This is a genomic window from Kitasatospora sp. NPDC048545, from assembly GCF_040651155.1.
In the GTDB taxonomy this organism is placed as follows: Bacteria; Actinomycetota; Actinomycetes; order Streptomycetales; family Streptomycetaceae; genus Kitasatospora.
The window spans coordinates 101871-123766 of the sequence record NZ_JBEZIQ010000019.1 but is presented as its reverse complement, the minus strand read 5'-3'; the positions used below and the strand labels follow the sequence as shown (position 1 = coordinate 123766).

The window sequence follows — 21896 nt, the reverse complement described above, 5'->3', positions numbered from 1 at the left end:
GGGGTGAGGAGGTGCTCATGGGAGCCCAGAAGGCCGCGCGGGACGAGGAGTTCCGGACGTTCGCCGGCAGCGCGTGGACACGGCTGTTCAGGACGGCGTACCTGCTCGCGGGGGACCGGCACGGCGCCGAGGACCTGGTCCAGCAGGCCCTGGAACGCGCGTACGTCGCCTGGGGCCGGGTGCGCGCGGCGGACGACCCGCCCGCGTACGTCCGCCGGATCCTGGTCAACGAGCACGCCCGGCGGTTCCGGCGCAGACCGGCCGAACAGCTGGTGCACGACCTCCCGGAACGGGCCGCACCGGCCGGGACCGACCCGGACGACCGGGCCGTGCTGCTCGCCGCGCTCGGCGCCCTGCCGCCGCGCCAGCGCCAGGCCGTCGTCCTGCGCTACTGGGAGGACCTCACCGAGACCCAGACCGCCGCGGCCATGGGCTGTTCGGTCGGGACGGTGAAGAGCCAGGCGTCCAAGGGCCTCGCCAAACTCCGGGCGGCCTCCCCACTCAACGGACTGACCAGCATCGGAGGCGGAAGATGAGCAACGAGTCCAGCACCGGGGGCCCGGCGGACGCGGCCGGGGACGGCGCGGCGGTGGCCGCGCGGGCCCTCGGCGACCTGGCCGGGAGCGTCGAGACCGGTGCGGTCCCGTACGACCGGCTGGTCGCCGGGGGGCGGCGGCGACTGCGGCGCCGGCGGCTGCTGACCGCCGCGGCGGCGGCCGTCCTGGTCACGGCGGTCGTCGGCGGCGGGGCGGTGCTCGGCGAGCGCGGCCGGCAGACGGTCTCGACCGTGGCGGCGGCCTCGGCCTCGGTCTCCGCGTCCGGCTCGGCCCCCTCGTCCGCGGCGGCCACCCCGACCGCGCCCGCGCGGGATCCGTTCACCCCGGTCCGGGTCCGGGTCGGGGAGGGCACCGTGGACGGCCGCAGCTGGCAGGCCTGGGCCGCGCTGTGGCCGGCCGCGCCCACCAGGGAGGACGCCCACCGGCAGGAGGAACTGCTCTGGGAGGACCGGCACGCGGCCATCCCGCAGCTGCCGAGGACGACGGACGCCGAGGTCGACCGCGCGTGGCGGGCCGACCTGGACGCGGTGAACCTCTACCTCACCCTGGACGGCACGCGGCAGGTCGACGACAGCGTGCACCGGACCGTCGTCCCCGGGGGGCCGACCGCCGTGTCCCTGCCACCCTCCCCCTTCTCCGGCGGCGGGACGGTGCTCGGCCTCAAGGGCGCGGAGCTGGGCGACTCCCCCGTGCTGATCTGCGGGGTCGCGCCCCAGGTCGCGAAGGTCGTGGTCACCTGGGTGACCGGCGGCTCCACCGAGGCCGTGCCGGTCGCGGTCGGCGATTCCCCGACGCACTGGTTCGCCCTCGCGAAGAAGCCGGGCTCGGACGCCAGGACCTTCACCCTCTATGCGGCGGACGGTTCGGTGCTCGGCGCCGACACCACCTGGTTCCGCAGTTCCTGAGCCGTCCGCCCGCCCCCGGGCCGTCGGAGGTGCGCGCCGTCGCCGGGACCCGGCCGGCATGCCCGGCCGGTCCCGCGGACGTGACCGGCCGTCAAGGATCGGCGGTAGCGACCGGCGGTGACGGACCGGAAGGTGCCGGCCGGCGGACCGGCGGCGGTGTCCGCGGCCGGTCCTACGGGTGGAGCGCGGCCTCGTCCGCGTCCGGGAGCCAGTCGCGGACGGGGTCGTACTCCAGCCACCGGCTGCGGGCCGCCTCCGTGGCGAACGCCCCGATCAGCTCGTCGAGCCGTGGGTGCGGATCGGTGGACCCGTCCTCCCGCCAGAGGAGCGACCAGGCGTAGAGCGGGGTCGGACCGGCCAGGGGCACGGTGCGCACGCCCGGACGGTCGGGCAGCGGGGTGTCGGCCGGGACGAGCGAGAAGCAGGACGGGTCGCCGCCGACCTCGTCCAGGAAGTGCTCCAGGCCCAGATTGGTCGAGCCGACCCGCCGCGGGACGTCGAACCGGGTGGCGAAGCGGGTGAGGAAGTCCAGCCGGTCCACCGCCGCCGGGTAGCGCAGCACACTGCCGCGCAGCTCCGCCGGGCTCAGTACCCCGCGGCCGGCCAGTGGGTGCCCGGTGCTCAGCAGTGCGTCCACCGGCTCCAGGCGGACCAGCCGGTGCGTCAGCCCGGTGTCCCCGCCGTCCGGCAGCGGATGCACCCGGCCGAACCCGGCGTCCGACTCCCCGCGCAGCAACGCCGCCGCGACCGACGGCAGGTCCCGGCCGGGCACCGGCTCCACCGTCAGCCCCGGCGCCGCGTCCACCGCCTGCGCGAGCGTCCGCATCGGCGCGTACAGGTGCCCCCACACGTCGATCCGCAGCGGCCGGGCGGCGCACCCCACGGCGGCCACCGCCCGCTCCCCCTGCACCAGCACCCGCCGCGCCGGGTCCAGGAACCGCTGCCCGGCCCCGGTCAGCGCCACCCCGCGCGCGTCCCGCTCCAGCAACCGCACCCCCAGCGCCGCCTCCAGCCGCGCCACCCGTTTCGACAGCCCCTGCTGGCTGATCCCCAGCCGCCCGGCCGCCCGCCCGAAGTGCAACTCCTCGGCGGCGACGACGAACGCCCGCACCTGCGTCAGATCCAGATCCACCAGGGCACCTTAGGGCCGGCCGTCGAACTCCCGCCGTCCGCCCGGAGGGTGGGCGGGCCCCGGGCGGCCGACCGGCTGCGGGCACCCCACAACCGTCGGTTGTCGTCACCGTCCGGCGGTTGTTGGACCGGTGGAGGCGGCGCGCGGTGGGGTGAGGGGGTGTGACCGACGGAGGAGTGGGGATGAAGGCGCTGGTGGCGACGGGGCGGATGGCGGAACCTGTGCGGTTCGCGGAGGTGGAGCAGCCCCGGCCCGGACCGGGGGAGGCACTGGTGAAGGTGGAGGCCTTCTCGGTGAACCGGGGGGAGACCTTCCAACTGGAGGCGCCCCGGGCCGGGTGGCGGCCAGGGAAGGACGTGGCCGGGCTGGTGGTGCAGGCCGCCGCCGACGGGTCGGGGCCCGCCGTGTGCCGGCGGGTGGTGGGGCACCCGCCGGCCGGGGGGTGGGCCGAGTACGTGTGCGTCCCGGCGTCCTCGCTCGCCGAACTGCCCGACGGCCTGGACACGGCACGGGCCGCCGCGCTGCCGCTCGCGGGCCTCACCGCGCTGCGGCTGCTCCGCACGGCGGGGGCGCTGGCCGGGCGGCGGGTGCTGCTGACCGGGGCCTCCGGGGGCGTGGGGCACTACGTCACCGAGCTGGCGGCCGCGGCCGGGGCCGAACTGACGGCGGTCACCGCCTCCCCGGAGCGCGGCCGGCGGCTGCTCGGGCTGGGGGCGGCCGAGGTGGTCCACGACGTGGCCGGGGCGCGCGGACCGTACGACCTGGTGCTGGAGTCCACCGGCGGCGCCGCGTTGCCGCTCGCCCTGGCCCGGCTGGCCCGGCGCGGCACCCTGATCTGGTTCGGCCAGGCCTCCCGGACGCCCGTCACGCTCGACTTCTTCGACTTCTTCAAGGGCCCGGAATCGGCGGTCGTCCGGCACTTCCACTACGCCGACTCCGACCTCCCCGACGGCGAGGACCTGGCCACCCTGGTGCGCCTGGCGGCCGAGGGCCGGCTGACCCCGGAACTCGGCCGGGTCGCACCCTGGGACGAGACCGCCGCCGTGCTCACCGACCTGCGCGAGCGCCGGATCCGCGGCAAGGCCGTGCTGACCGTCTCCTGAACCCGTCTCCTGAACCCGTCTCCTGAACCCGCTCCGGGCGATCCCGCCCGCGCGATCCGGCCCCTGTGATCCGGCTCCCGCGATCCGGCTCCTGTGACCCCCGCCCTCGTGAACCGCTCCTGCGAACCCGCCCCGAAAGGGAAGCCCCGCCGTGACCGACCTGTCGTTCCTCGACACCCCCGGCCTGTTGCCGGCCTTCGTCGCCGAGAACCGCCCGCGCGCCCACGGCGCCGGCCTGGACCCCTACGAGTACGACCGGGTGACCGCCGCGCTCACCTCCCCGCACGACTGGCCGGCCGCCTGCCGCGCCGCCGGCCGTCGGCACGCGGTGACGGCGGAGCGTGCGGCTGCCGAGGGCCGTACCGTCACCGCCGGTGAGGGGTACTGCAACGCCGCCCGCTGGTTCCACTTCGCCGGGTTGCTCCCGCACGCCGACCGGACCGCCGCGGCGGAGGCGGCCGAGGAGGCCGACGAGGCGATGCGGCGGGCGCTGGCGCTGCTCGACCCGGACGCGGAGCGGGTCGAGGGCGAGGGCTTCGCGGGCTGGCTGCGCCGCCCGGCCGCACTGCGCGGGGCCGGGGCCTCCGCTGCCCGGGCGGCCGGCGACGGTGCGCCGGTGGTCGTGGTGGTGCCGGGGATGGACTCCGGCAAGGAGGAGTTCCACGCGGTCGCCGAGGCCCTGCTGGCCCGGGGCGTCGCCGTCCTCGCGATCGACGGGCCCGGGCAGGGCGTCCTGGCCGCCACCAGCGCGCCGGAGCCGGAGTACCACCGGGTCGTCGGGCGCGCCCTCGACGCCCTCGCCGGCCGGGACGGCCTGGACCCGGCCCGGACCGCCGTGATCGGCCTCAGCCTTGGGGGCTACTACGCGGCCGGGGCCGCCGCCCACGAGCCGAGGCTGCGCGCTGCGGCGGTGGTCAGCGGCCCGTACCGGCTGGACCGGGACGGCCTGGTCCCGTTCGTCACCGCGACCCTCGCGCAGCGCTGCGGCGGGTACCGGGAGGCCCGCGCCTTCGCCGACCGGGTGGACCTCGCCGCCCTCGCGCCGCGGATCGCCGTCCCGCTCCTGGTGGTCGAGGGCGGCGAGGACCGGATCCCCGGCGTCACGCCCGCCACCGCGCTGGCCGAGCGGGCCCCCGACGCCGAACTCCTCCTCGTCCCGCACGGCAACCACCTCCTCGGCAACGCCCTGCCGGACTGGCTCCCCGCCACCGCCGACTGGCTCACCGCACGGCTGGCCGGCGGCCGGCCCGGCGTCCGAGCGAGGTGAGGGCGAAGAGGACCCCGCCGACCAGGAAGAACGGCTCGTAGCCGAAGGTCGCGAACCGGGCCATCGCGTCCAGCTCGGCAGGCGACCGGCTGCCGAGGGCCAGGGCGAACCAGTCGGGCACGGACGGCGCGGCGTGCAGCACCAGCAGCGCCGTGGTGCCCCACAGCGCGGCGGTCAGCAGCCCGGCCGGCACCCGTCCGCCCCAGCGCCGCACCGGCGCCAGCGCCACCGCCGCGGCCACCGCACAGAGCGGGATCGCGATCACGTCGATCACCAGCAGCGGCGTGTTGCTCCACACCGACCGGCCCTCGGGCAGCCCGAGCCGCCCGTCGGCCAGCCAGTACACGTGCACCAGCGCGAAGGCCACCGCCCACCCCGCCGCCACGTACCCGGCCCGCGCCGCCACCCGGTTCCAGCCCGTGTCCCTCGTCGTCTCCATGCCCCCACGGTTCCGCCCCGCGCCACCCCGCCGGATCGTCCCGGGGGCGGGACTCCCTCCCCCTGCGGGGGGATCCGGGGCGGACGGGGCCGGGGCGGGTTCAGGACGGCCACGGCTGGCAGGACAGGATCAGGAGAGCGACGGGGCGTCGGCGTCCGGGGCGACCGGTGCGCCGGGGATCAGAGCCGGAAGAGCTTGGCGAACGGGGCGGTGATCCGCACCGTCCGGGAGCCGAAGTCGACCAGGACGGCCGAGTCGCCCTCGACGCCGATGGCGCGGCCGAGACCGAACTCGTCGTGCGAGACCCGGTCCCCGACGGCGAATTCCTTGGGCGGGGGCGGCGGTGGAGCCTGGCGGAAGGGGCTGGTGGGCAGGTGGCGACGGGGCGCGGCTGGATTCGTCATTGCGGCCAGTATGCGCCCGATTCCGGGGGAACGGACGGCTCGGCCCCGGATATTTCCGGATCACCCCCGGAGGGCGCGGGGGCCGGTGCGCACCCCGGCGCGCGGGGGAGCCGCGGGAGCGGTGGCCGTCCTCCACTCCCGCCGGTCCGGGACACGTCGGTGAACTGGCCAGGGAGAACCCCCCCGTTGGGGTTCGGACCCTGCTACAGTCGTGGTAGTTGCAGTTGCGGTTCCCATGGACTTTGTGTGCGCCTGCCGGTTGCGACCGCAGGCGCATTTTGTTACCCGGCCATTCCCCGGGTGGGTCATCGTCGCGGCGACGCGGAACTCACGACCTGTGAGTTCCGTAGGTCCCATTCGAAGGATAGTTTTTATGGCTAACGGCACCGTGAAGTGGTTCAACTCGGAAAAGGGCTTCGGCTTCATCGAGCAGGAGGGTGGCGGTCCGGACGTGTTCGCCCACTACTCGAACATCAACGCCAGTGGCTTCCGTGAGCTGCTCGAGGGCCAGAAGGTCGAGTTCGACGTCACGCAGGGCCAGAAGGGCCCGCAGGCGGAGAACATTCGCCCGCTGTAGTGCGTCCAGCCGTCCGGTAGCTGCCGGACGGCCCGGGCCCGCACCGCGCGCAAGCGCACGGTGCGGGCCTTTCGGCATTTCCGGGCCGCCGCTGATCGCCGCGCTTCCCGAGGCGGAGAAGAACGACCTCCTGCTTGAGCTGGATGCGGAGTTCGTGGACCGGGTCACCAGGGCGCGGCTCCCCGCGAAGCCGGGCCAGGGCTTCACGGCCGGCCGCGGTGAATGCGACGGTGTTACCGGTCAGTTCGACGGCGCCGAGGCCCGTGAGCACGGTGAGCAGGCGTGCCACGTCACGGTCGTTGCCCCGGCGCAGGCGGCCGAGGCGGTCCTCCGGAAGGTCATCGAGGACGAAGAACTCGGACAGTGTGTCCCACACCGCAGTCCGCAGTTTCTGCTCCGGCACCGCGCTCAGCCGCAGAACTGCTGGATGCCGCGCACGCGCGAGTCGCTGAGCGTCGGCAGCTCGCCGAGCAGGTTCGAGTGGAGGCTCGGGCGGCGAAGCTGTCCACCCTGGCTGCCGACGAGGAAGCGATCTGGCACGAGGTCGAGAACCACGTCGCCTGCAAGCAGGCGGCCCGCTACGACGTCGCCGTGGCCCTCCTGGTCCAGCTCCGTGACGCCTGTGACCACGTCGGACGCGGCCCTCAGTTCCGGCAGCGACTGGCCGCCCTTCGCGACCAGCACCGGCACCTGCCCGGCCTGCTGCGCCGGCTCGACGACCGGGCCTTGCGGGGCTGACACCTGTCCGTCCCGTTTGCGGAGGCCTGCCGAGAGACACCAGCGGCCCCACGCGGCGATCCAGCAACCTGAGTCAGTAGCCCTCGGTCCAGAACTGCTGGAGTCGCGCGATCGCCTGGGCCTTGTCCAGCTCGGCGACCTGGTCCTCGGTGAGTCCGACGCGGTTGATCAGCATGTAGACCAGATCTACGGGAAGTGCCTCGCGTGGTGGTTCAGGCGCGCCTCGATCGGGAAGCGTGCCGTCCAGGACGCACGGCCAGAAGACATCCTCCGTCACGTCCAGCTGATCACGGAGGATGTGCGCCCACATGCTCGCGCCGTACGCGGTGCGGTCGACCGGATGCGATACCCGAGTACGCAGGATCCGCCCATCGGGGAGCCCGAACTCATAGGTGATGTGGTGGGTACCGGTGCGGCCACGCGCGTCACGTACGCGGTCCCAGCCTTCAACCTTGCAGAACTGCTCGTGTCGTTCGCGTGTCGGCTGAGGCCAGGTCACCTCGCGACTCCGAGCAGCCAGTCGCGGAGCTGCGCGTCGTCGCTGAGGCCGATCAGCTGGACCAGGCCCCAGTTGTCACGGTGGTTCGGAGCGCCCAGGAGTCGGTCCTGCCAGTCCTCCGCATACTCGCGGAGCGCGTCGACCATCTCGTCGATGGCCTCATCGAACGTGCTGCCGTCCGCGGCGACCGGGAGGCCAGGGAAGAACACCGACCAGCCGCCGCCCTCTGCGACCACCTCGGCCTTGGACGGACACAGCAGCGTGAGCGCGTGGCGCAGCCGCCCCGCGTCGACTACCGCGGCGTACCCGGTGTCCCGGCGAACGGTCGCGACCCGGCCTTGCCCTGCCGCGTCGAGCAGGTCCTTCAGGTGTGTGCGGGCTTCGGTGTAGCTCTCGTAGTGGACTGCTGTCATGGGGAGCCTCCTCGTCCGAGAACCAGGGTGGCGCGCGCCATTGAGTACGTCAAGTACGTCACGTACTCACCGCTGACCCCAGGACGGCGGTGACCGTCCGCTGTGTCGTTGGCGTCAAACAATGCAAAAATGCCCCCGAAGCGAGCTGCTTCGAGGGCATCGTGCCTGCTCAGGCGATGTGGCCAGGGCCGGGGTCGAACCGGCGACCTTCCGCTTTTCAGGCCAAACCGGGGCGTCGAGATGCCCTGGTCTGGCTGGCCTTGCCGTACGTGGAAGTGCGCTTTCGGGTGCCAGCGTCCATGCCGGTTGGCGTCAGCGCTGGCGTCAACCGGCGGCTTCTGCGCGCCGGCGGCAGTCAGTACGGGAGCAGTTCGGTCGTGATCAGGTCGAAGTCGAACGGCTCGGGGATGTGCAGCGTCTCACCGAACTCGATGTCCTCGCGGCGGTGGTACTTCGTGCTGTCGGGGCGACTGAAGAGCGTGACGGTCTTCTGCCTGGCGTCGATCAACAGGTACAGCGGGATCCCCATCAGCGGGTAGTCGCGCACCTTCCCGACCCAGTCGTTCTCCGGGTTGGAGGGGGAGACCAGTTCGACGGCGACGGCCGCGACTTCGGAGGGGACCTGATTGTCAGTCGTCTCCAACGCCTCGCCGGGAAGGTATGTCAGGTCCGGGTTGCGACTCTTGCCCACGTTCGGTGAAACGAGGTCGGTGTTCTCGCTCGGCAGCAGCTCCGACGGGGCGTGCGCGTCGAACTGGCGGCGGACCAGGAGGAGGTTCCGCTGATGGATGCCCGAGGGGCTGACCATCATGACGATGGTGTCGCCCGACAGCTCCACCTTGAATCCGTCGGGCAGGTTCCTGCGGGCCTCTTCGAGGAGTGCGAAGTGCTCCGGGTTCATGCGCGGTGCCTCCTGGGGTGTGCCGGACAGCATCTCAGCGTAGTCCGGACGGGGCCCGGCATCGCCCGTACGGGTTTCAGTGGCCGGGCCCAAGTCCCTCGGATGCTCCGGGGCTGCTCAGCCGGATTACTGACCGTCCGCTGTGCCGTTGGCGTCAAACAACACGAAAATGCCCCCGAAGCGAGCTGCTTCGAGGGCATCGTGCCTGGTCAGGCGATGTGGCCAGGGCCGGGGTCGAACCGGCGACCTTCCGCTTTTCAGGCGGACGCTCGTACCAACTGAGCTACCTGGCCGTACTGCACCGTCTCCTGCGAGACGAGCGATCCCGACGGGACTTGAACCCGCGACCTCCACCTTGACAGGGTGGCGAGCTAACCAACTGCTCCACGGGACCTTGTAGTGGCGAACCACTAAGGTCTTGCGTCACTGCACTTTACTACGGTCCTGCGTACTGCCGTTACTGCGTGCCCCCAACGGGATTCGAACCCGTGCTACCGCCTTGAAAGGGCGGCGTCCTGGGCCACTAGACGATGAGGGCTTGCGGCCTGTCCCGCTGTTTCCAGCGCTCGGGGACGTCGAGAAGCATATGGGATGTCGGGCGGATCGCCAAAACGGGTTTCGGCCGAGTGGGCGCCCGGACCCGGACCCGGGGCGGGGCGGCCCCGGCGGGGGTCAGGACCAGCCGAGCTCGTCCAGCTCGTGGTCGTCGAAGCCGAAGTGGTGGGCGACCTCGTGGATCACGGTGGTGCGCACCTCCTCGACGACCTGCTCGCGGGTCTCGCAGTGGCGGAGGGTGGGGCCGCGGTAGATCAGGATGCGGTCGGGCAGGACGCCCGCGTACCACTCGCCGCGTTCGGTGAGCGGGGTGCCCTCGTAGAGGCCGAGGAGTTCCGGGTCGCCCGGGTCGGGTTCGTCCTCGACGAAGACCGCGACGTTGTCCATCATGGCCGCGAGTTGCGGGGGGATCTGGTCGAGCGCGTCGCTGACCAGCGTCTCGAACTCTTCCCGGGTCATCTCCACCGGATCATTGTCGGGCCTCGGGTGACGGCGTGCCAGGTGGCGGAGGCCGGTGTTTGATGGGGCTATGACGACCTCGGAGGGCGCGTTGGACGACACGGTGGACGGCCCGCCCCGGTCGGCGCCGCCGGTCGCGGCGCGGTTGCCGGACCGGCCGCCGGTGCTGCGCGGACAGGGCCCGGCCGTTGCGGTGGTCGCGGTCGGCGGGGCGATCGGGGCGGTGGCCCGGTACGCGGCCGGGCTCGGCTGGGAGACCGGGCCGACGGCCTTCCCGTGGACGACGCTGCTGGTCAACGTGGTCGGCTGTGCGGTGATCGGGGTGTTCCTGGTGGTGATCACCGAGGGGCGCCAGGCTCATCCGCTGGTGCGCCCGTTCTTCGGCACCGGCGTGCTGGGCGGGTTCACCACCTTCTCGACCTACGCCGTGGACGTCCGGCGGCTGCTGGAGGAGGGCCGGCTCGGGCCCGGGCTGGCGTACCTGGGGCTGACGCTGCTGGGCGCGCTGGTCGCGGTGTGGGCGGCGGCCGGGCTGACCCGGCGTCTGATCCACCGCGCGGTCCGCCGCGGGGCCGCGCGGTGACCCGGCTGGGCGGGCCGGCGCTGCGGCTGACGGTGCTGGTCGGCGAGAGCGACCGGTGGCACCACCGCCCGCTGTACAGCGAGGTCGTGCACCGGGCGCGGGCGGCGGGGCTGGCCGGGGCGAGCGTGTTCCGGGGGATCGAGGGGTTCGGGGCGTCGTCGCTGGTGCACACCACGCGGCTGCTGTCGCTGAGCGAGGACCTGCCGGTGGCGGTGGTGATCGTGGACGAGGAGGAGCGGGTGCGGGCGTTCCTGCCGCAGGTGGACGAGCTGGTGGCGGAGGGGCTGGTGCTGCTGGACCGGTGCGAGGTGGTGACCTGCACCGGGCGCGGTCCGGCCGGGGGCCCGGGCGGGGGAGGGGCGGCGGAGTGAACTGGCTGCTGGTGGTGGCGGGCGCGGTGGTCGGCGCTCCGCTGCGGTACCTGACCGACCGGGCGGTGCAGTCCCGGCACGACTCGGTGTTCCCGTGGGGGACGTTCACGGTGAACGTGGTGGGCTGCCTGATCCTCGGGACGGTGACCGGCGCGGTGGCGGCGGGCGCGGCGTCCTCGCAGGTCCAGCTGCTGCTGGGGACGGGCCTGTGCGGTGCGCTGACCACGTACTCGACCTTCTCGTACGAGACGCTGCGGCTGGCCGAGACCGGCGCCGGGCGGTACGCGGTGGCGAACGCGGCGGGGAGCGTGGCCGCCGGGCTGGCCGCGGTGTACGCCGGGGCGGAGCTGGCCTCGGCGCTCTGGGGCTGAGGGGGCGCCCCGGCGGCGCCGGGGCCGAACTGCCGTCCTGCCCGTGTCCCGCCGGGCCGGGCGCGCGTTGGGCACCGAAAGCGGCCGCGCGCGAGTGGGCGGCCCGGGTGGGGCGGTAGAGAGGGACCTGGGTGGCTTCGGTGCGGGCGGTTCGGGCGGTACGAGCGGTACGAGCGGTTCGGGCAGTGCGGACGGCGCGGGTGCGGAACGCGGCGGTCCTGCGCTCGCGCGCGGTACGGGCGGCGGCGCTGCTGACGGTGGCCGGGCTGGGGCTGACCGGGTGCATGTCGGTCGGGCCGGCGGCGGAGGAGAAGCACGGCGGGGCGGTGCCGGTCGGGCAGGCCGGTCCGGCGGGCAGGCCGGGTGCGGCGGGCACCGCGTCGGCCTCGCCGGGGGCCGGGCACCCGGGCGGCGCTTCGGGGCGCCCGGAGCGGCCGGGGGGCCTGCAGGCGGAGAACGCGCCGGGCGGGTCGACGGCTCCGGCGCCGGGTGAGGCCGCGTCGGGCGCGGGCGGCACGGTGACCGGTGTGGTCCCGGTGCCGGCGCCGCAGGGGCCCGACGGCGTGCCGGGCGGCGGTTCGCCGGGCGGCGTGAACACCAGCCCCGCGCCGCACCCGGGCGGTGGATCGTCGACCGGCTCCGGCGGCACCACGGGCTCCGGCGGGGCGGGCGGCACCGGCGAGGGCCGGTCCGGCGGCTCGGCGGGCACCCCGTCGGCCAGTCCGAGCGGCCGCCCGTCGAACACCCCGGAGCCGGAGCACAGTTCGCCCGCCGCGACCGTGCTGCCGCTTCCGGAGCCGTCCTCGGGGAGCTCCGGTTCCTCGGCGCCGAGCCCGCGCGCGGGTGTCCACTAGGGATCTGGCCTGGGCATTTGCCTCAGATCGTGTGGGTCCTCTATGGTGGTAGATCGTTCGTTTGATTCATTTGACTGGCGCCCTATTCCCATCTGGCGCCCTTGGCGCGTTCCGGCGATCCGTGGCTGACCGCATAGAGGCGGTTGTGAAACAGAACCCCGGACTTTGGCGCGTGCCACTTCCGGAAGGTTTTGCATGTCTCTCGTTGACGACGCCCGCTTCGCCATGCCCGCGAACGAGGCCGCCGCCGATGTCACCGACACCAACGACACCGTCGACACCATCGACACCGCCTCGGACGAGGTGATCGCCGAGGCCGTGGAGGCCACCGAGGAGGCGGCCGCCGAGCCGACCATCACCTTCGGCGACCTGGGTCTGCCGGACGACGTCGTCCGCGCCCTCGCCAAGCGCGGCGTCACCACCCCGTTCCCGATCCAGGCCGCGACCATCCCGGACGCCCTGGCCGGCAAGGACGTGCTGGGCCGTGGCCGCACCGGCTCCGGCAAGACCCTCAGCTTCGGCCTGCCGCTGCTGACCCGCCTCGCCGACGGCGAGCGCACCAAGCCCAAGCACCCGCGCGGCCTGATCCTTGTCCCGACCCGTGAGCTGGCCATGCAGGTGGCCGACGCCCTGGAGCCGTTCGGCTCGGTGCTCGGCCTCAAGCTCAAGGTGGTCTGCGGCGGCACCTCGATGTCGAACCAGATCTACGCGCTGGAGCGCGGCGTCGACGTCCTCGTCGCCACCCCCGGCCGTCTGCGCGACCTGCTGAACCGCGGCAGCGCCAAGCTCGCCGACGTCCGCACCGTCGTGCTCGACGAGGCCGACCAGATGGCCGACATGGGCTTCCTGCCCGAGGTCACCGAGATCCTCGACCAGGTTCCGGACGGTGGCCAGCGCCTGCTGTTCTCCGCCACCCTGGAGAACGAGATCGACACCCTGGTCAAGCGCTACCTGAAGAACCCGGTCACCCACGAGGTCGACCCGTCGGCCGGCGCCGTCACCACCATGACCCACCACATCCTCGTGGTGAAGCCCAAGGACAAGGCGCCGATCACCAACGCGATCGCCGCCCGCAAGGGCCGCACGATCATCTTCGTCCGCACCCAGATGGGCGCCGACCGCGTCGCCGAGCAGCTGATCGAGGCCGGTGTGAAGGCCGACGCCCTGCACGGCGGCATGACGCAGGGCGCCCGTACCCGCGTCCTCGGCGACTTCAAGGACGGCTACGTCAACGTCGTCGTCGCGACCGACGTCGCCGCCCGAGGCATCCACGTCGACGGCATCGACCTGGTCCTGAACGTGGACCCGGCCGGTGACCACAAGGACTACCTGCACCGCTCCGGCCGCACCGCGCGGGCCGGTCGCTCGGGCGCCGTCGTCACCCTGGTGCTGCCGCACCAGCGCCGCGGCGTGTTCCGCCTGATGGAGGACGCGGGCGTCGACGCCTCGCGTCACATGCTCGACCACGCCTTCGACGCCGAGGTCGCCAAGATCACCGGCGCCCGCTCGCTGGTCGAGGTCCAGGCGGAGAGCGCGGCCGGCATCGCCGGTGCCGCCGAGCGCGAGCTCGCCGACATGACCCGCCAGCTGGAGCGCGCGCAGCGCCGCGCCACCGAGCTGCGCGAGGAGGCCGACCGCCTGGCCGCCCGTGCGGCGCGCGAGCGGGCCGACCTGGGCATCGTGGACGAGGAGCCGGTCGCCGCCGAGGAGGCCGGCGAGTCGGCCGAGGCCGCTCCGGCCGCCGCCGAGGCCGCCGCCGCGCCGCAGACCGAGGAGCGCGCCCCGTCGTACCGCGAGGCGCGTACCGAGCGTCCGGCCTTCGGCCGTGACCGGGACCGTGACGACCGTCGCTCCGGCGGCGACCGCGGAAGCTTCAACCGTGACCGTGACGACCGTCGCTCCGGCGGCGACCGCGGTGGCTTCAACCGTGACCGTGACGACCGTCGTTCGGGCGGTTTCGACCGTGACCGTGGCGGCGACCGCGGTGGCTTCAACCGTGACCGTGACGACCGTCGTTCGGGCGGTGGCTTCGCCGGCCGTGACCGTGACGACCGTCGTTCGGGCGGTTTCGACCGTGACCGTGGCGGCGACCGCGGTGGCTTCAACCGTGACCGCGGTGGCTTCGCCGGCCGTGACCGTGACGACCGTCGTTCGGGCGGTTTCGACCGTGACCGTGGCGGCGACCGCGGTGGCTTCAACCGTGACCGTGACGACCGCGGCGGCCGTTCCTTCGGTGACCGCCCGGCCCGTTCCTTCGGCGACCGTCCGGCCTTCGGCCGTGACCGCGACGAGCGCGGCGGCGGCAGCAGCAGCCGTCCGTTCTCGCGCCGCGACGACCACCGTTCCGGCGGCCGTCCGCAGGCCGACCGCGGTGGCTTCAACCGCAGCGGCGGCGGTTTCGACCGTGACCGCGGCGGCGACCGCACCGGCGGCTTCAACCGCGACGACCGCAAGCCGCGCTGGAAGAACTGACGCCGCACCGGCGGTAGTCGACCGCCGGCCCGGCTGAACGTACGAAGGGCCCGCTCCGTCCCCCGGAGCGGGCCCTTCGCGTTCCCCCGATACCCCCCGACACCTCGTCATGCCCCCCGAGGTGTTGTTCTGGAAGTGAGAATAACCTGTGGCGCGCGGCCGCGGTAGTCCCGTAGCGTCCCGGACATGAGCAGCAGACTGCATGACGTGGCACGGGTGAACGAGGAGATCGCCGAGCGGGGGAACTACCGGGCAGCCGGGGGCGAACTCGTCCAGGTGGGGGAGCAGCTGACGGCGGCGCAGGCCGGCACGGTGTCGTACGCGCCGCGGGCGCTGGACGCGCTGCTGGCGGAGGGGCCGCCCGGGCCCGGGCCGCGCGGCCCGGTCGAGGTGACGGCCGAGGGGAGCATCGAGGCCGCCCGGCGGCTGGTCGAGGCCGGTGCCGGCCGGGTCGGGGTGCTGAACTTCGCCTCCGCGCGCAACCCCGGCGGCGGGTACCTGCGCGGGGCCCGCGCCCAGGAGGAGGACGTCTGCCGCAGCGCGCTGCTCTACAGCTGCCTGCTGCAGGCACCGGACTACTACGAGGCGCACCGGGCCTCCACCGACCTCCGGTACAGCCACCGGGTGATCGTCTCGCCCGGCGTGCCGGTGATCCGGGACCTGCGCGGGGCCCTGAGCGCGCAGCCCTACCCGGTCACCTTCCTGACCTCGCCCGCGCCCAACGCCGGCCAGCTGGAACGGCGTTCGGCCGGTGCCGACGTCCGGGGCGTGCTCGCCGAGCGGGCCCTGCGGGTGCTCGCCGCGGCGGCCCGGCACGACGTGCGCGCGCTGGTGCTCGGCGCATGGGGCTGCGGGGTGTTCCGCAATGACCCGGCGCAGGTCGCCGAGGCCTTCGAGGCCGCGCTGGCCCGCTACGGGGCAGCGTTCGACCGGGTGGTGTTCGCGGTCTGGGACCGTTCGCCGGTCTCGGCGAACCGCGCGGCGTTCGAGACCCGGTTCGGTGCGGAGACCAGGCCGTAGCGGCCCGCCCCGGCGGGCCGGTGGTCGGCTCGACGGGCGGGGTGGGTTTGTGCCGGCCGGGGCCTTCGGGGCTTCCGGTGGGTCCGGCGGGCTAGCGGCTCCGGCGGTTCCGCCGGGCGGACAGCGCCGTCGTCGCCGTGGAGGCCGCCGCGACCACCGCGGTGACGGCGAACACCGACGGCCAGGCACCGATCTTCTTCGCCAGCGGGTGCGAACCGCCGAACGCCGCCACGTACAGGCCGGTCAGCGCCGCCGCCGCGCCCGGGCCGGAACTGCGGCGCCACTGCGCGGCCGCCCCGGCGCCGGCTACCGCCAGCACCGCACCGCCCAGCTCGCGCCGGCCGCTCCAGCGGGCCACGCCGTAACCGCCGACCAGACCGCTCGCCGCGGTCAGCGCGGCGGGCGCGGCGGCCACGAGCGCGTTCGGGACCTTCGTCATCGTCGACTCCACTCCTCGGGGCTGTATCGCCCTCCGACCCTAACCCGGTCGGGCCGACGACCCCGCCGGGGCTCCGCCGGAGGAGCCGGGCCTCAGCGGAACGCCTCCGCGGTGGACCGCCCCGGCACGGTCCCGGCGAGCAGGCGGGCCGCCTCCGCCGGGTCGAGCACCCGCTCCAGCCGGAGGTCGCCCGGCACCTCCTGGATGAACCGCCCGGCCGACCAGCTGCGCTCGTACGGCAGCGGCTCCAGCACCAGGGTGCGCACGCCGTCCAGGACCGGGACGTCGCTCGGGGTGCCCTCGTTCCACAGCCAGGAGCCGTCCGGGGCGACCAGGCTGAAGGCGCCGGTCGCGATCGGCCGGCGGGCGTCCAGGAAGGCCGTGCGGGCCAGCGCCACCACCTCCGGGTCCTGCGGGGCGCCGGGCAGGTGGCCGCCGCCGATCAGCACGTCGGCGAGCAGGGTGTGCAGCTGGAAGGTGTCGCCCAGGCCGGTCATCCGCAGCAGGTAGCCGGTGCCGGTGGGCCGGTCCAGCACCAGCAGTGGCTCGTCGTCCAGCATCAGCGCCAGATGGGCGAGGCCCTTGAAGTCGTGCTGCTCGCCCTCGTAGCGGCCGAACAGCTCCATCAGCGCGGCGGTCACGCCCGAGACGCGGGCCTCGGCCCGGACCGGGGCGTGCGAGTACACCGCCCACGCCGCCTGCTGCCACAGCTGCAGCGTCCACCAGCCGACCACGGCGAGGTGCGCGTGCCACTCGTCCAGCCGGGCCGGGTCGGCGATCCGCTCGTGCGCCGCGGCCGGATCGTCCTCGTCCGGGTCCGGCAGCGGACCGCCGCCGGTCTCGGCCCAGCGCCGCACCAGCAGCTCCGTGCCGGTCAGCGCCCCGCGCAGGCCGGCCAGCACCGGGCCGGCGCAGGCGACCGGGTCGGCCCCGTGCTCGACGCAGGCGCCCACCACCATGGCCAGGTGGGAGCGCGGGAACGGCGGGGCGTCCGGCAGCAGCGCGGCCAGCCGGGGGCCGGCCGCCACCCGTTCGTCCGGGGCGGCCGAACCGAACAGCCCGCCGACCCGGCCCAGGGCGGGGCCGAAGCGCTCGTCGTCCCCGGCGGCGACCACCGCCTCCAGGTCGGCCACGGCATCGGGGAAGGCGGGCTGCTGACGGTGCGACGACATCTGCTCGGAGGACATTCGCCGCAGCATAGGCGGAGGCCCCGGTCCGGGCGAAACGCCCCCGGGAGAAGGCCGGGTGACGGATACTCGCGCGGTGACCGCGTCCCCTGATTCCCCCGGTGCCCCTGGTGCGCCCGGGTCCGTCGAGACCGCCGAGGCCACCGGGACCGCCGAGCCGGCCCTGAAAGTGGCGCCGCTCGAACTCTTCCTCGACCTCGTCTTCGTCTTCACCGTCACCCAGCTCACCGGGAGCCTGGTCCACCACCTCACGCCCGGCGGGTTCGCCCAGGTGCTGGTGATGCTGGCCGTGATCTGGTGGATGTACGACGCCTTCATCTGGCTGACCAACGCCATGCCGCCGCGCACCCACGGCAGGCGCGGGCTGCTGATGCTGGCGATGGGCGCCTTCCTGGTGATCTCGCTGTCCGTCCCGCACGCCTTCGAGGGCAGCGGCGCCGCCTTCGGCTGGGCGTACCTGGTGGTCGTCGCCGTGCACACCGGGATGTTCGTCGCCGCCGGGGTCTCGCCCGCCGCGGTGCTGCGGATGGGCGCGAGCAACCTGGCCGTCGGCACCCTGGTGGTGACCGGTGGATACCTCACCGGAACCGTCCAACTCGGCTTCTGGACCGTCGCCTTCGCGATGCAGTTCGTGACCCCGTGGGTGGCCGGGCTGCCCGAGTTCCGACTGCGCGCCGACCACTTCGTGGAACGGCACGGGCTGATCATGATCATCGCCTTCGGCGAGTCGGTGATCGCGATCGGCATCGGAGCCGGGACCGCCGACCCCGGGCCCGCGCTGATCGCCGTGGCGCTGCTCGGCCTGACCGTCTGCGTCGGGCTCTGGTGGGCGTACTTCGGGCACGACGACGACGCCCGCGCCGAGCGCCGGATGGCCGCGCTGCCCTCCGCCGCCCGCAACCGGGCGGCCGTCTCCGTCTACTACCTCGGCCACTTCGGACTGCTGCTCGGCGTGCTGCTGTTCGCCGCCGGGGTCAAGTCCGCGGTCGGCCACCCGGGCGCCGCGACCGGCTTCGCGCAGGCCGCCGCACTGGCCGGCGGGACCTCCCTCTACCTGCTGGTCAACACCGCCCTGCGCGGCTTCTTCGGGCTGCGCCCCAACCTGCCCCGGCTGCTCGGCGCGCTCTTCGTCGCGGGCACCGTGCCGCTCGGCACCCGGGTGTCCGCGCTGGTCCAGGTGGGCGTGGTGGTGGCGGTGCTGGCCGCGGTCTTCGGCTACGAGGCCTGTCGGTACCCGGTGGCAGACTTCGACCGTGACTGACTCCGCGATCACCGACGGCAGCTACCTCGTCCGCAACGTCGGCAGCGGCCTGCTGCTCCAGGTCGCCGACGCCTCCCGGCGCAGCGGTGCCCGGATCGTCCTGGGCGCGGAGGACGGCACCGAGGCCCAGCTCTGGCACCTCACGGCCGTCCACCCCGGCGGCGCGCTCTTCCACGTCGAGAACGCCGCCAGCGGCAAGCGCCTCGACGTCACCGGTGCCTCCCCGGACGACGGCGTGCCGATCCAGCAGTGGAGCGCCAACGCCTTCGGCGCCCAGGAGTGGCTGCTGGAGGCCCACGTCGACGCCCCGGGGACGTACACCGTCACCAGCTTCGTCAGCGGCAAGCCGCTGACGGCGCCGGACGCTCCGGACGGCGTCGTCCACCAGTGGGAGGACGTCGACGCGCCGACTCAGTGGTGGCGCTTCGAGCGCCGGGGGTAGCGGGCGCCGGCCCCGGGGTCGGGTGCGGCGTCGGTCTGGTCCGGCGTCGGTCGGGCCTGCCGCCGGTCAGGCGGAGAGGTTGGCGCGGACGGCTTCCAGTTCCTCCTCGGTGACGCCGTGGTGCCGCAGGTAGGCGGGGACCGAGTCGTGGCGGGTGTGGATCCATGCGAGTGAGGAGGCGAGCAGTTCGGCGCCGACGGGGCGGGAGAGGCGCTCGGCGCCTGTCTCGTCGACGTACGGGACGGGGCCCCTGTCCAGGCCGAGGCCGATGTTGGAGAGCAGGAAGTCGGCCGTGATGTCGGCGTCGGAGGCGCCCAGCAGGGACTGCAGGACGGCGATGGTGAGGCCGGTGCGGTCCTTGCCGACGGCGCAGTGCACGACGACGGCCAGCGACTCCGGGGCGGCGATGCGGCGCACGACGGCGGCGAGCGAGGGGCCGGCCGTCTCGGCCATGAAGGGGTAGAGGGAGACCTGGTCCTCGGGCCAGGGCCGGTCGATGTCGCCGCGGTCGGCGGGCAGGGTCGGCAGGTGGAGCGACTCGTGGTCGAGGCCGTGCCGCTGGTCCGGCCAGACCTCCAGCTCGAACGTGCTGCGCAGGTCGATCACCGTCCGCAGGCCGAGGGCCTTGAGCCGCCGGGCGCCGTCCTCGGTGAGCGTGTGGAAGGACCCCGAGCGGTAGAGGACGCCCCGGCGCAGGGCGCCGATGCCGCCCGCGTCACGGAAGTTGCGCACACCGGGGATGTCGATGAAGGCGTCGGTCATGGCCCCCACCGTACGGGCGGGGGCAGGCGTGCGGAAGGAAACCGGAGGGGGCCGTTCGGTGGCGGGGCGACGCTGTCCGAAACCGGCCCTCCGACCGGTCGGGATCGGCCCTCAGCGGCCGCCCGAGACCTCCAGGAACGCCCCCGTGGTGTAGGAGGCGGCCGGGGAGAGCAGGAAGAGGATCGCCTCGGCGACCTCCTCCGGCTGCCCGCCCCGCCGCATCGGCAGGCCGGGGGCGACCCGGTCGACCCGGCCGGGTTCGCCGCCGAGCGCGTGGATGCCGGTGTGGATCAGCCCGGGCCGTACCGCGTTGACGCGGATCCCCTCGGCCGCGACCTCCAGCGCGAGGCCGCGGGTCATCGAGTCCACGGCGCCCTTGGCGGCCGCGTAGTCGACGTACTCGTTCGGCGAACCGATCCGGGAGGCGGCCGAGGAGACGTTGACGATGGCGCCGCCGCGGCCGCCGTACCGGGTGGACATCCGGCGGACCGCCCGGGCCGCGCACAGGAACGGGCCGGTGATGTTGGCGGCCCAGATCCGGTTCAGCCGGTCCTCGTCGATCTCCTCCAGCCGGCACTGCCCCTCCAGGGTGCCGGCGTTGTTCACCAGGCCGGTGAGCGGCCCGAGTTCGGTGTCCACGGTGGCGAACAGCCGCTCCACCTCGGCGGTCCGGCTGACGTCGGCGCGCACGGCCAGGGCGGTGCCGCCCTCGGCCCGGATCGCGTCCACGACGGAGGTCGCCGCGGCCTCGTCCGTACGGTAGTTGACGCAGACCCGGTGGCCGCGGCGGGCGGCCAGCAGTGCGGTGGCGGCACCGATGCCGCGGCCGGCGCCGGTGACGATCAGGACCTCGTCGGTGGTGGTGGTCGACATGGTCCGTACGCTACCCGCGCGTCCGGCCCGGCACGCCTGTCCCTCCGGTCCCGCCCGTCCTGCCCGTACCGCCGGTCGCGGCCGCCCGCAGCGCCGCGACCTTCGGCGCGCGGCTCCTCGGCGAGTCGAGGCTGAAACCGCGGGCGTCCCCGAGCTCCTCGCGGACGAACGCCTCGGTGCGGGCCACTGCCTCCCGCAGGGCGTCGTCGAGCGGGACGAAGGGCAGCAGGACGATCTCGGCCCGTTCGGTGTCGTACTCCCACAGCCCGACGATCCGGCCGCGGTCGAGCACGACGTGGGTCTGCGGGTCGGCTTCGCTGCCGAACGCGCGGCCGGCCCGGCCGGCGGGCAGCGGACGGGCGGCGTCGGCGGGGTCGAGCAGCCGGGGCAGGTCGCGGTGCAGCAGGTGGATGCCGTCGATGCCGGCCAGCAGGGTGTAGTGCGGTGTGCGGGGCGTCGTGAACCCGGCGAACTCCTCGGCGAGTTCGGGTGGGAGCAGGAACTCCGAGCCGGGCGCGACCGGGACCGGGCCGGCCTCGGCGACGGCCCGTCGGGCGGTGGCGGCGGTGAAGCCGGAGAACCAGCGGAAGTGCTTGAGGGTGGCCGGCCCGGCCCAGGAGAAGTAGCGGCGGGCGAGGTCGACGGCGTCCCCCGCGACCGGCTGGTCCCAGCCGACGTAACCGTAACGCTGCTGGTCCAGGCGGCCGTTGACGGGCACCCGGCGGATCCGGCCGCGCGACTGCATCAGGCCGAGGGCGAGCGGCAGGGTCGTGGTGAGGCCGCGCTTGCGGCCCGCCTCGCCGAGCGGGCGGACGGCGTCGCCGACCGCCTCCCGGATCGTGGCCGGATCCAGCGGTTCGTCCGGCGACAGCACGCGCTCCACGGCCAGGCAGAGCTTCTCCACCTCGTCCCGGCCGACCCCCAGGTGCTTCTCCGCCGCGGCCAGTTCGCCCGCCGGCGCGGCCGCGCCCACGGCCAGGCCGAGCGCGAAGTCGGCGGCCGGCAGCACGTACGTACAGCCCCGCGCGGACGGCAGCTCGTGCACGTCCAGCCGGGCCACCGCCGCGTCCACCGCCGCCCGCCCCAGCCCGGCCCGGGCGAACAGGCCCAGGTACGGAGCCGCGCCGCCCACCGAACGGGCCCAGCCGGTGGCCGCCAGCACCTCGGCGGCCGGCGCGCCGGGGTGCGGGCGGTCCAGCCACTGCCGGTGCGCCCACCAGGCCCGCAGCTTCTCGACGCCGACGGCTGCCGCCGCTTCCACGGGGGGATCGTGCTCCATGGGGCCCAGTGTCGGCGGCCGGGCAGGCCCCGG

General features: G+C 74.5%; 26 protein-coding genes and 3 tRNA genes. 13 read left to right on the top strand and 16 right to left on the bottom strand.

Annotation, left to right across the window (positions count from 1 at the left end; all coding sequences use genetic code 11):
* The first annotated feature begins 17 nt into the window (after positions 1 to 17).
* Entirely contained in the window at positions 18 to 536 is a 519-nt protein-coding gene (locus tag AB0D10_RS19930; protein WP_360257908.1) for a SigE family RNA polymerase sigma factor, read from the top strand.
* Positions 533 to 1462, top strand: a complete 930-nt coding sequence (locus AB0D10_RS19925; protein WP_360257905.1) for a hypothetical protein — start codon at positions 533 to 535, stop codon at positions 1460 to 1462. Before AB0D10_RS19930 ends, AB0D10_RS19925 begins: the two co-directional genes overlap by 4 nt.
* 172 nt (positions 1463 to 1634) lie before the next feature.
* On the opposite strand, the gene AB0D10_RS19920 is transcribed toward AB0D10_RS19925, so the two are convergent.
* The gene (locus AB0D10_RS19920; protein WP_360257903.1) at positions 1635 to 2594 is read right to left on the bottom strand and encodes a LysR family transcriptional regulator; all 960 of its coding nucleotides are present in this window, start codon (positions 2592 to 2594) and stop codon (positions 1635 to 1637) included.
* A 182-nt stretch (positions 2595 to 2776) separates the two neighbouring features.
* Here AB0D10_RS19920 and AB0D10_RS19915 point away from each other — a divergent pair, with 182 nt between their 5' ends.
* Together AB0D10_RS19915 and AB0D10_RS19910 are read left to right on the top strand one after the other, a co-directional pair.
* Positions 2777 to 3697, top strand: a complete 921-nt coding sequence (locus AB0D10_RS19915) for a zinc-binding dehydrogenase (RefSeq protein ID WP_360257901.1) — start codon at positions 2777 to 2779, stop codon at positions 3695 to 3697.
* 151 nt (positions 3698 to 3848) lie between these two features.
* Entirely contained in the window at positions 3849 to 4964 is a 1116-nt protein-coding gene (locus AB0D10_RS19910) for an alpha/beta fold hydrolase (RefSeq protein WP_360257899.1), read from the top strand.
* Here the strand turns inward: AB0D10_RS19910 and AB0D10_RS19905 are convergent.
* Both AB0D10_RS19905 and AB0D10_RS19900 read right to left on the bottom strand, forming a co-directional pair.
* Complete coding sequence (locus AB0D10_RS19905) at positions 4918 to 5403, bottom strand: DUF3995 domain-containing protein (RefSeq protein ID WP_360257897.1); 486 nt, start codon at positions 5401 to 5403, stop codon at positions 4918 to 4920. The genes AB0D10_RS19910 and AB0D10_RS19905 overlap by 47 nt on opposite strands.
* Positions 5404 to 5582: 179 nt before the next feature.
* Entirely contained in the window at positions 5583 to 5807 is a 225-nt protein-coding gene (locus AB0D10_RS19900; RefSeq protein WP_360257895.1) for a hypothetical protein, read from the bottom strand.
* Between the two features lie 373 nt (positions 5808 to 6180).
* Here AB0D10_RS19900 and AB0D10_RS19895 point away from each other — a divergent pair, with 373 nt between their 5' ends.
* A complete protein-coding gene (locus AB0D10_RS19895; protein ID WP_350636871.1) occupies positions 6181 to 6384 on the top strand; it encodes a cold-shock protein in 204 nt (67 codons plus the stop codon).
* Positions 6385 to 6792: 408 nt separating this feature from the next.
* Here AB0D10_RS19895 and AB0D10_RS19890 read toward each other — a convergent pair whose 3' ends face one another.
* From AB0D10_RS19890 to AB0D10_RS19855, 8 genes are all read right to left on the bottom strand, one after another.
* Positions 6793 to 7125 carry a hypothetical protein gene (locus tag AB0D10_RS19890; protein ID WP_360257892.1) on the bottom strand — a complete coding sequence of 111 codons (333 nt, stop codon included), beginning with the start codon at positions 7123 to 7125 and terminating at the stop codon, positions 6793 to 6795.
* Between the two features lie 70 nt (positions 7126 to 7195).
* The gene (locus AB0D10_RS19885; RefSeq protein ID WP_360257890.1) at positions 7196 to 7621 is read right to left on the bottom strand and encodes a cytotoxic translational repressor of toxin-antitoxin stability system; all 426 of its coding nucleotides are present in this window, start codon (positions 7619 to 7621) and stop codon (positions 7196 to 7198) included.
* Positions 7618 to 8034: a prevent-host-death protein gene (locus tag AB0D10_RS19880; protein ID WP_360257888.1), complete on the bottom strand. Its 417-nt coding sequence runs from the start codon at positions 8032 to 8034 to the stop codon at positions 7618 to 7620. Before AB0D10_RS19880 ends, AB0D10_RS19885 begins: the two co-directional genes overlap by 4 nt.
* A 355-nt stretch (positions 8035 to 8389) precedes the next feature.
* Positions 8390 to 8935, bottom strand: a complete 546-nt coding sequence (locus tag AB0D10_RS19875; protein ID WP_360257886.1) for a Uma2 family endonuclease — start codon at positions 8933 to 8935, stop codon at positions 8390 to 8392.
* 219 nt (positions 8936 to 9154) lie between these two features.
* Positions 9155 to 9228, bottom strand: a tRNA-Phe gene (locus AB0D10_RS19870).
* A 27-nt stretch (positions 9229 to 9255) separates the two neighbouring features.
* A tRNA-Asp gene (locus AB0D10_RS19865) sits at positions 9256 to 9329 on the bottom strand.
* 71 nt (positions 9330 to 9400) lie between these two features.
* A tRNA-Glu gene (locus AB0D10_RS19860) sits at positions 9401 to 9473 on the bottom strand.
* Between the two features lie 134 nt (positions 9474 to 9607).
* Complete coding sequence (locus tag AB0D10_RS19855) at positions 9608 to 9949, bottom strand: metallopeptidase family protein (RefSeq protein ID WP_360257883.1); 342 nt, start codon at positions 9947 to 9949, stop codon at positions 9608 to 9610.
* Between the two features lie 70 nt (positions 9950 to 10019).
* Here AB0D10_RS19855 and crcB (AB0D10_RS19850) point away from each other — a divergent pair, with 70 nt between their 5' ends.
* The 6 genes from crcB (AB0D10_RS19850) (at position 10020) to AB0D10_RS19825 (ending at position 15620) form a co-directional block, all read left to right on the top strand.
* Positions 10020 to 10532: a fluoride efflux transporter CrcB gene (gene crcB, locus AB0D10_RS19850; protein ID WP_360257881.1), complete on the top strand. Its 513-nt coding sequence runs from the start codon at positions 10020 to 10022 to the stop codon at positions 10530 to 10532.
* Positions 10529 to 10903, top strand: coding sequence for a DUF190 domain-containing protein (locus tag AB0D10_RS19845; RefSeq protein WP_360257879.1), 375 nt, complete (start codon positions 10529 to 10531; stop codon positions 10901 to 10903). The genes crcB (AB0D10_RS19850) and AB0D10_RS19845 overlap by 4 nt, the downstream gene beginning before the upstream one ends.
* A complete protein-coding gene (gene crcB / locus AB0D10_RS19840) occupies positions 10900 to 11274 on the top strand; it encodes a fluoride efflux transporter CrcB (protein ID WP_360257876.1) in 375 nt (124 codons plus the stop codon). The genes AB0D10_RS19845 and crcB (AB0D10_RS19840) overlap by 4 nt, the downstream gene beginning before the upstream one ends.
* A gap of 200 nt (positions 11275 to 11474) precedes the next feature.
* Positions 11475 to 12128, top strand: coding sequence for a hypothetical protein (locus AB0D10_RS19835; protein ID WP_360257874.1), 654 nt, complete (start codon positions 11475 to 11477; stop codon positions 12126 to 12128).
* Positions 12129 to 12323: 195 nt separating this feature from the next.
* A complete protein-coding gene (locus AB0D10_RS19830; protein WP_360257872.1) occupies positions 12324 to 14600 on the top strand; it encodes a DEAD/DEAH box helicase in 2277 nt (758 codons plus the stop codon).
* 186 nt (positions 14601 to 14786) lie between these two features.
* A complete protein-coding gene (locus tag AB0D10_RS19825; RefSeq protein ID WP_360257870.1) occupies positions 14787 to 15620 on the top strand; it encodes a TIGR02452 family protein in 834 nt (277 codons plus the stop codon).
* A gap of 91 nt (positions 15621 to 15711) precedes the next feature.
* Here the strand turns inward: AB0D10_RS19825 and AB0D10_RS19820 are convergent, their stop codons facing one another.
* Entirely contained in the window at positions 15712 to 16059 is a 348-nt protein-coding gene (locus AB0D10_RS19820) for a hypothetical protein (RefSeq protein ID WP_360257868.1), read from the bottom strand.
* A 92-nt stretch (positions 16060 to 16151) separates the two neighbouring features.
* Complete coding sequence (locus AB0D10_RS19815) at positions 16152 to 17246, bottom strand: hypothetical protein (protein ID WP_360257866.1); 1095 nt, start codon at positions 17244 to 17246, stop codon at positions 16152 to 16154.
* Positions 17247 to 17322: 76 nt separating this feature from the next.
* Here AB0D10_RS19815 and AB0D10_RS19810 point away from each other — a divergent pair, with 76 nt between their 5' ends.
* Both AB0D10_RS19810 and AB0D10_RS19805 read left to right on the top strand, forming a co-directional pair.
* Positions 17323 to 18507: a low temperature requirement protein A gene (locus AB0D10_RS19810; protein WP_360257863.1), complete on the top strand. Its 1185-nt coding sequence runs from the start codon at positions 17323 to 17325 to the stop codon at positions 18505 to 18507.
* Positions 18500 to 18949, top strand: a complete 450-nt coding sequence (locus AB0D10_RS19805; RefSeq protein ID WP_360257861.1) for an RICIN domain-containing protein — start codon at positions 18500 to 18502, stop codon at positions 18947 to 18949. Before AB0D10_RS19810 ends, AB0D10_RS19805 begins: the two co-directional genes overlap by 8 nt.
* Before the next feature lie 66 nt (positions 18950 to 19015).
* Here the strand turns inward: AB0D10_RS19805 and AB0D10_RS19800 are convergent, their stop codons facing one another.
* The 3 genes from AB0D10_RS19800 to AB0D10_RS19790 all read right to left on the bottom strand — a co-directional run bounded on the left by AB0D10_RS19800 (position 19016) and on the right by AB0D10_RS19790 (position 21863).
* A complete protein-coding gene (locus AB0D10_RS19800; protein WP_360257858.1) occupies positions 19016 to 19711 on the bottom strand; it encodes a tyrosine-protein phosphatase in 696 nt (231 codons plus the stop codon).
* A 111-nt stretch (positions 19712 to 19822) separates the two neighbouring features.
* Positions 19823 to 20584 (bottom strand): SDR family oxidoreductase, encoded by a 762-nt coding sequence (locus AB0D10_RS19795; protein WP_360257856.1) that lies wholly within the window; start codon positions 20582 to 20584, stop codon positions 19823 to 19825.
* A gap of 10 nt (positions 20585 to 20594) precedes the next feature.
* Positions 20595 to 21863 (bottom strand): crosslink repair DNA glycosylase YcaQ family protein, encoded by a 1269-nt coding sequence (locus tag AB0D10_RS19790; protein WP_360257854.1) that lies wholly within the window; start codon positions 21861 to 21863, stop codon positions 20595 to 20597.
* Positions 21864 to 21896: the final 33 nt, after the last annotated feature.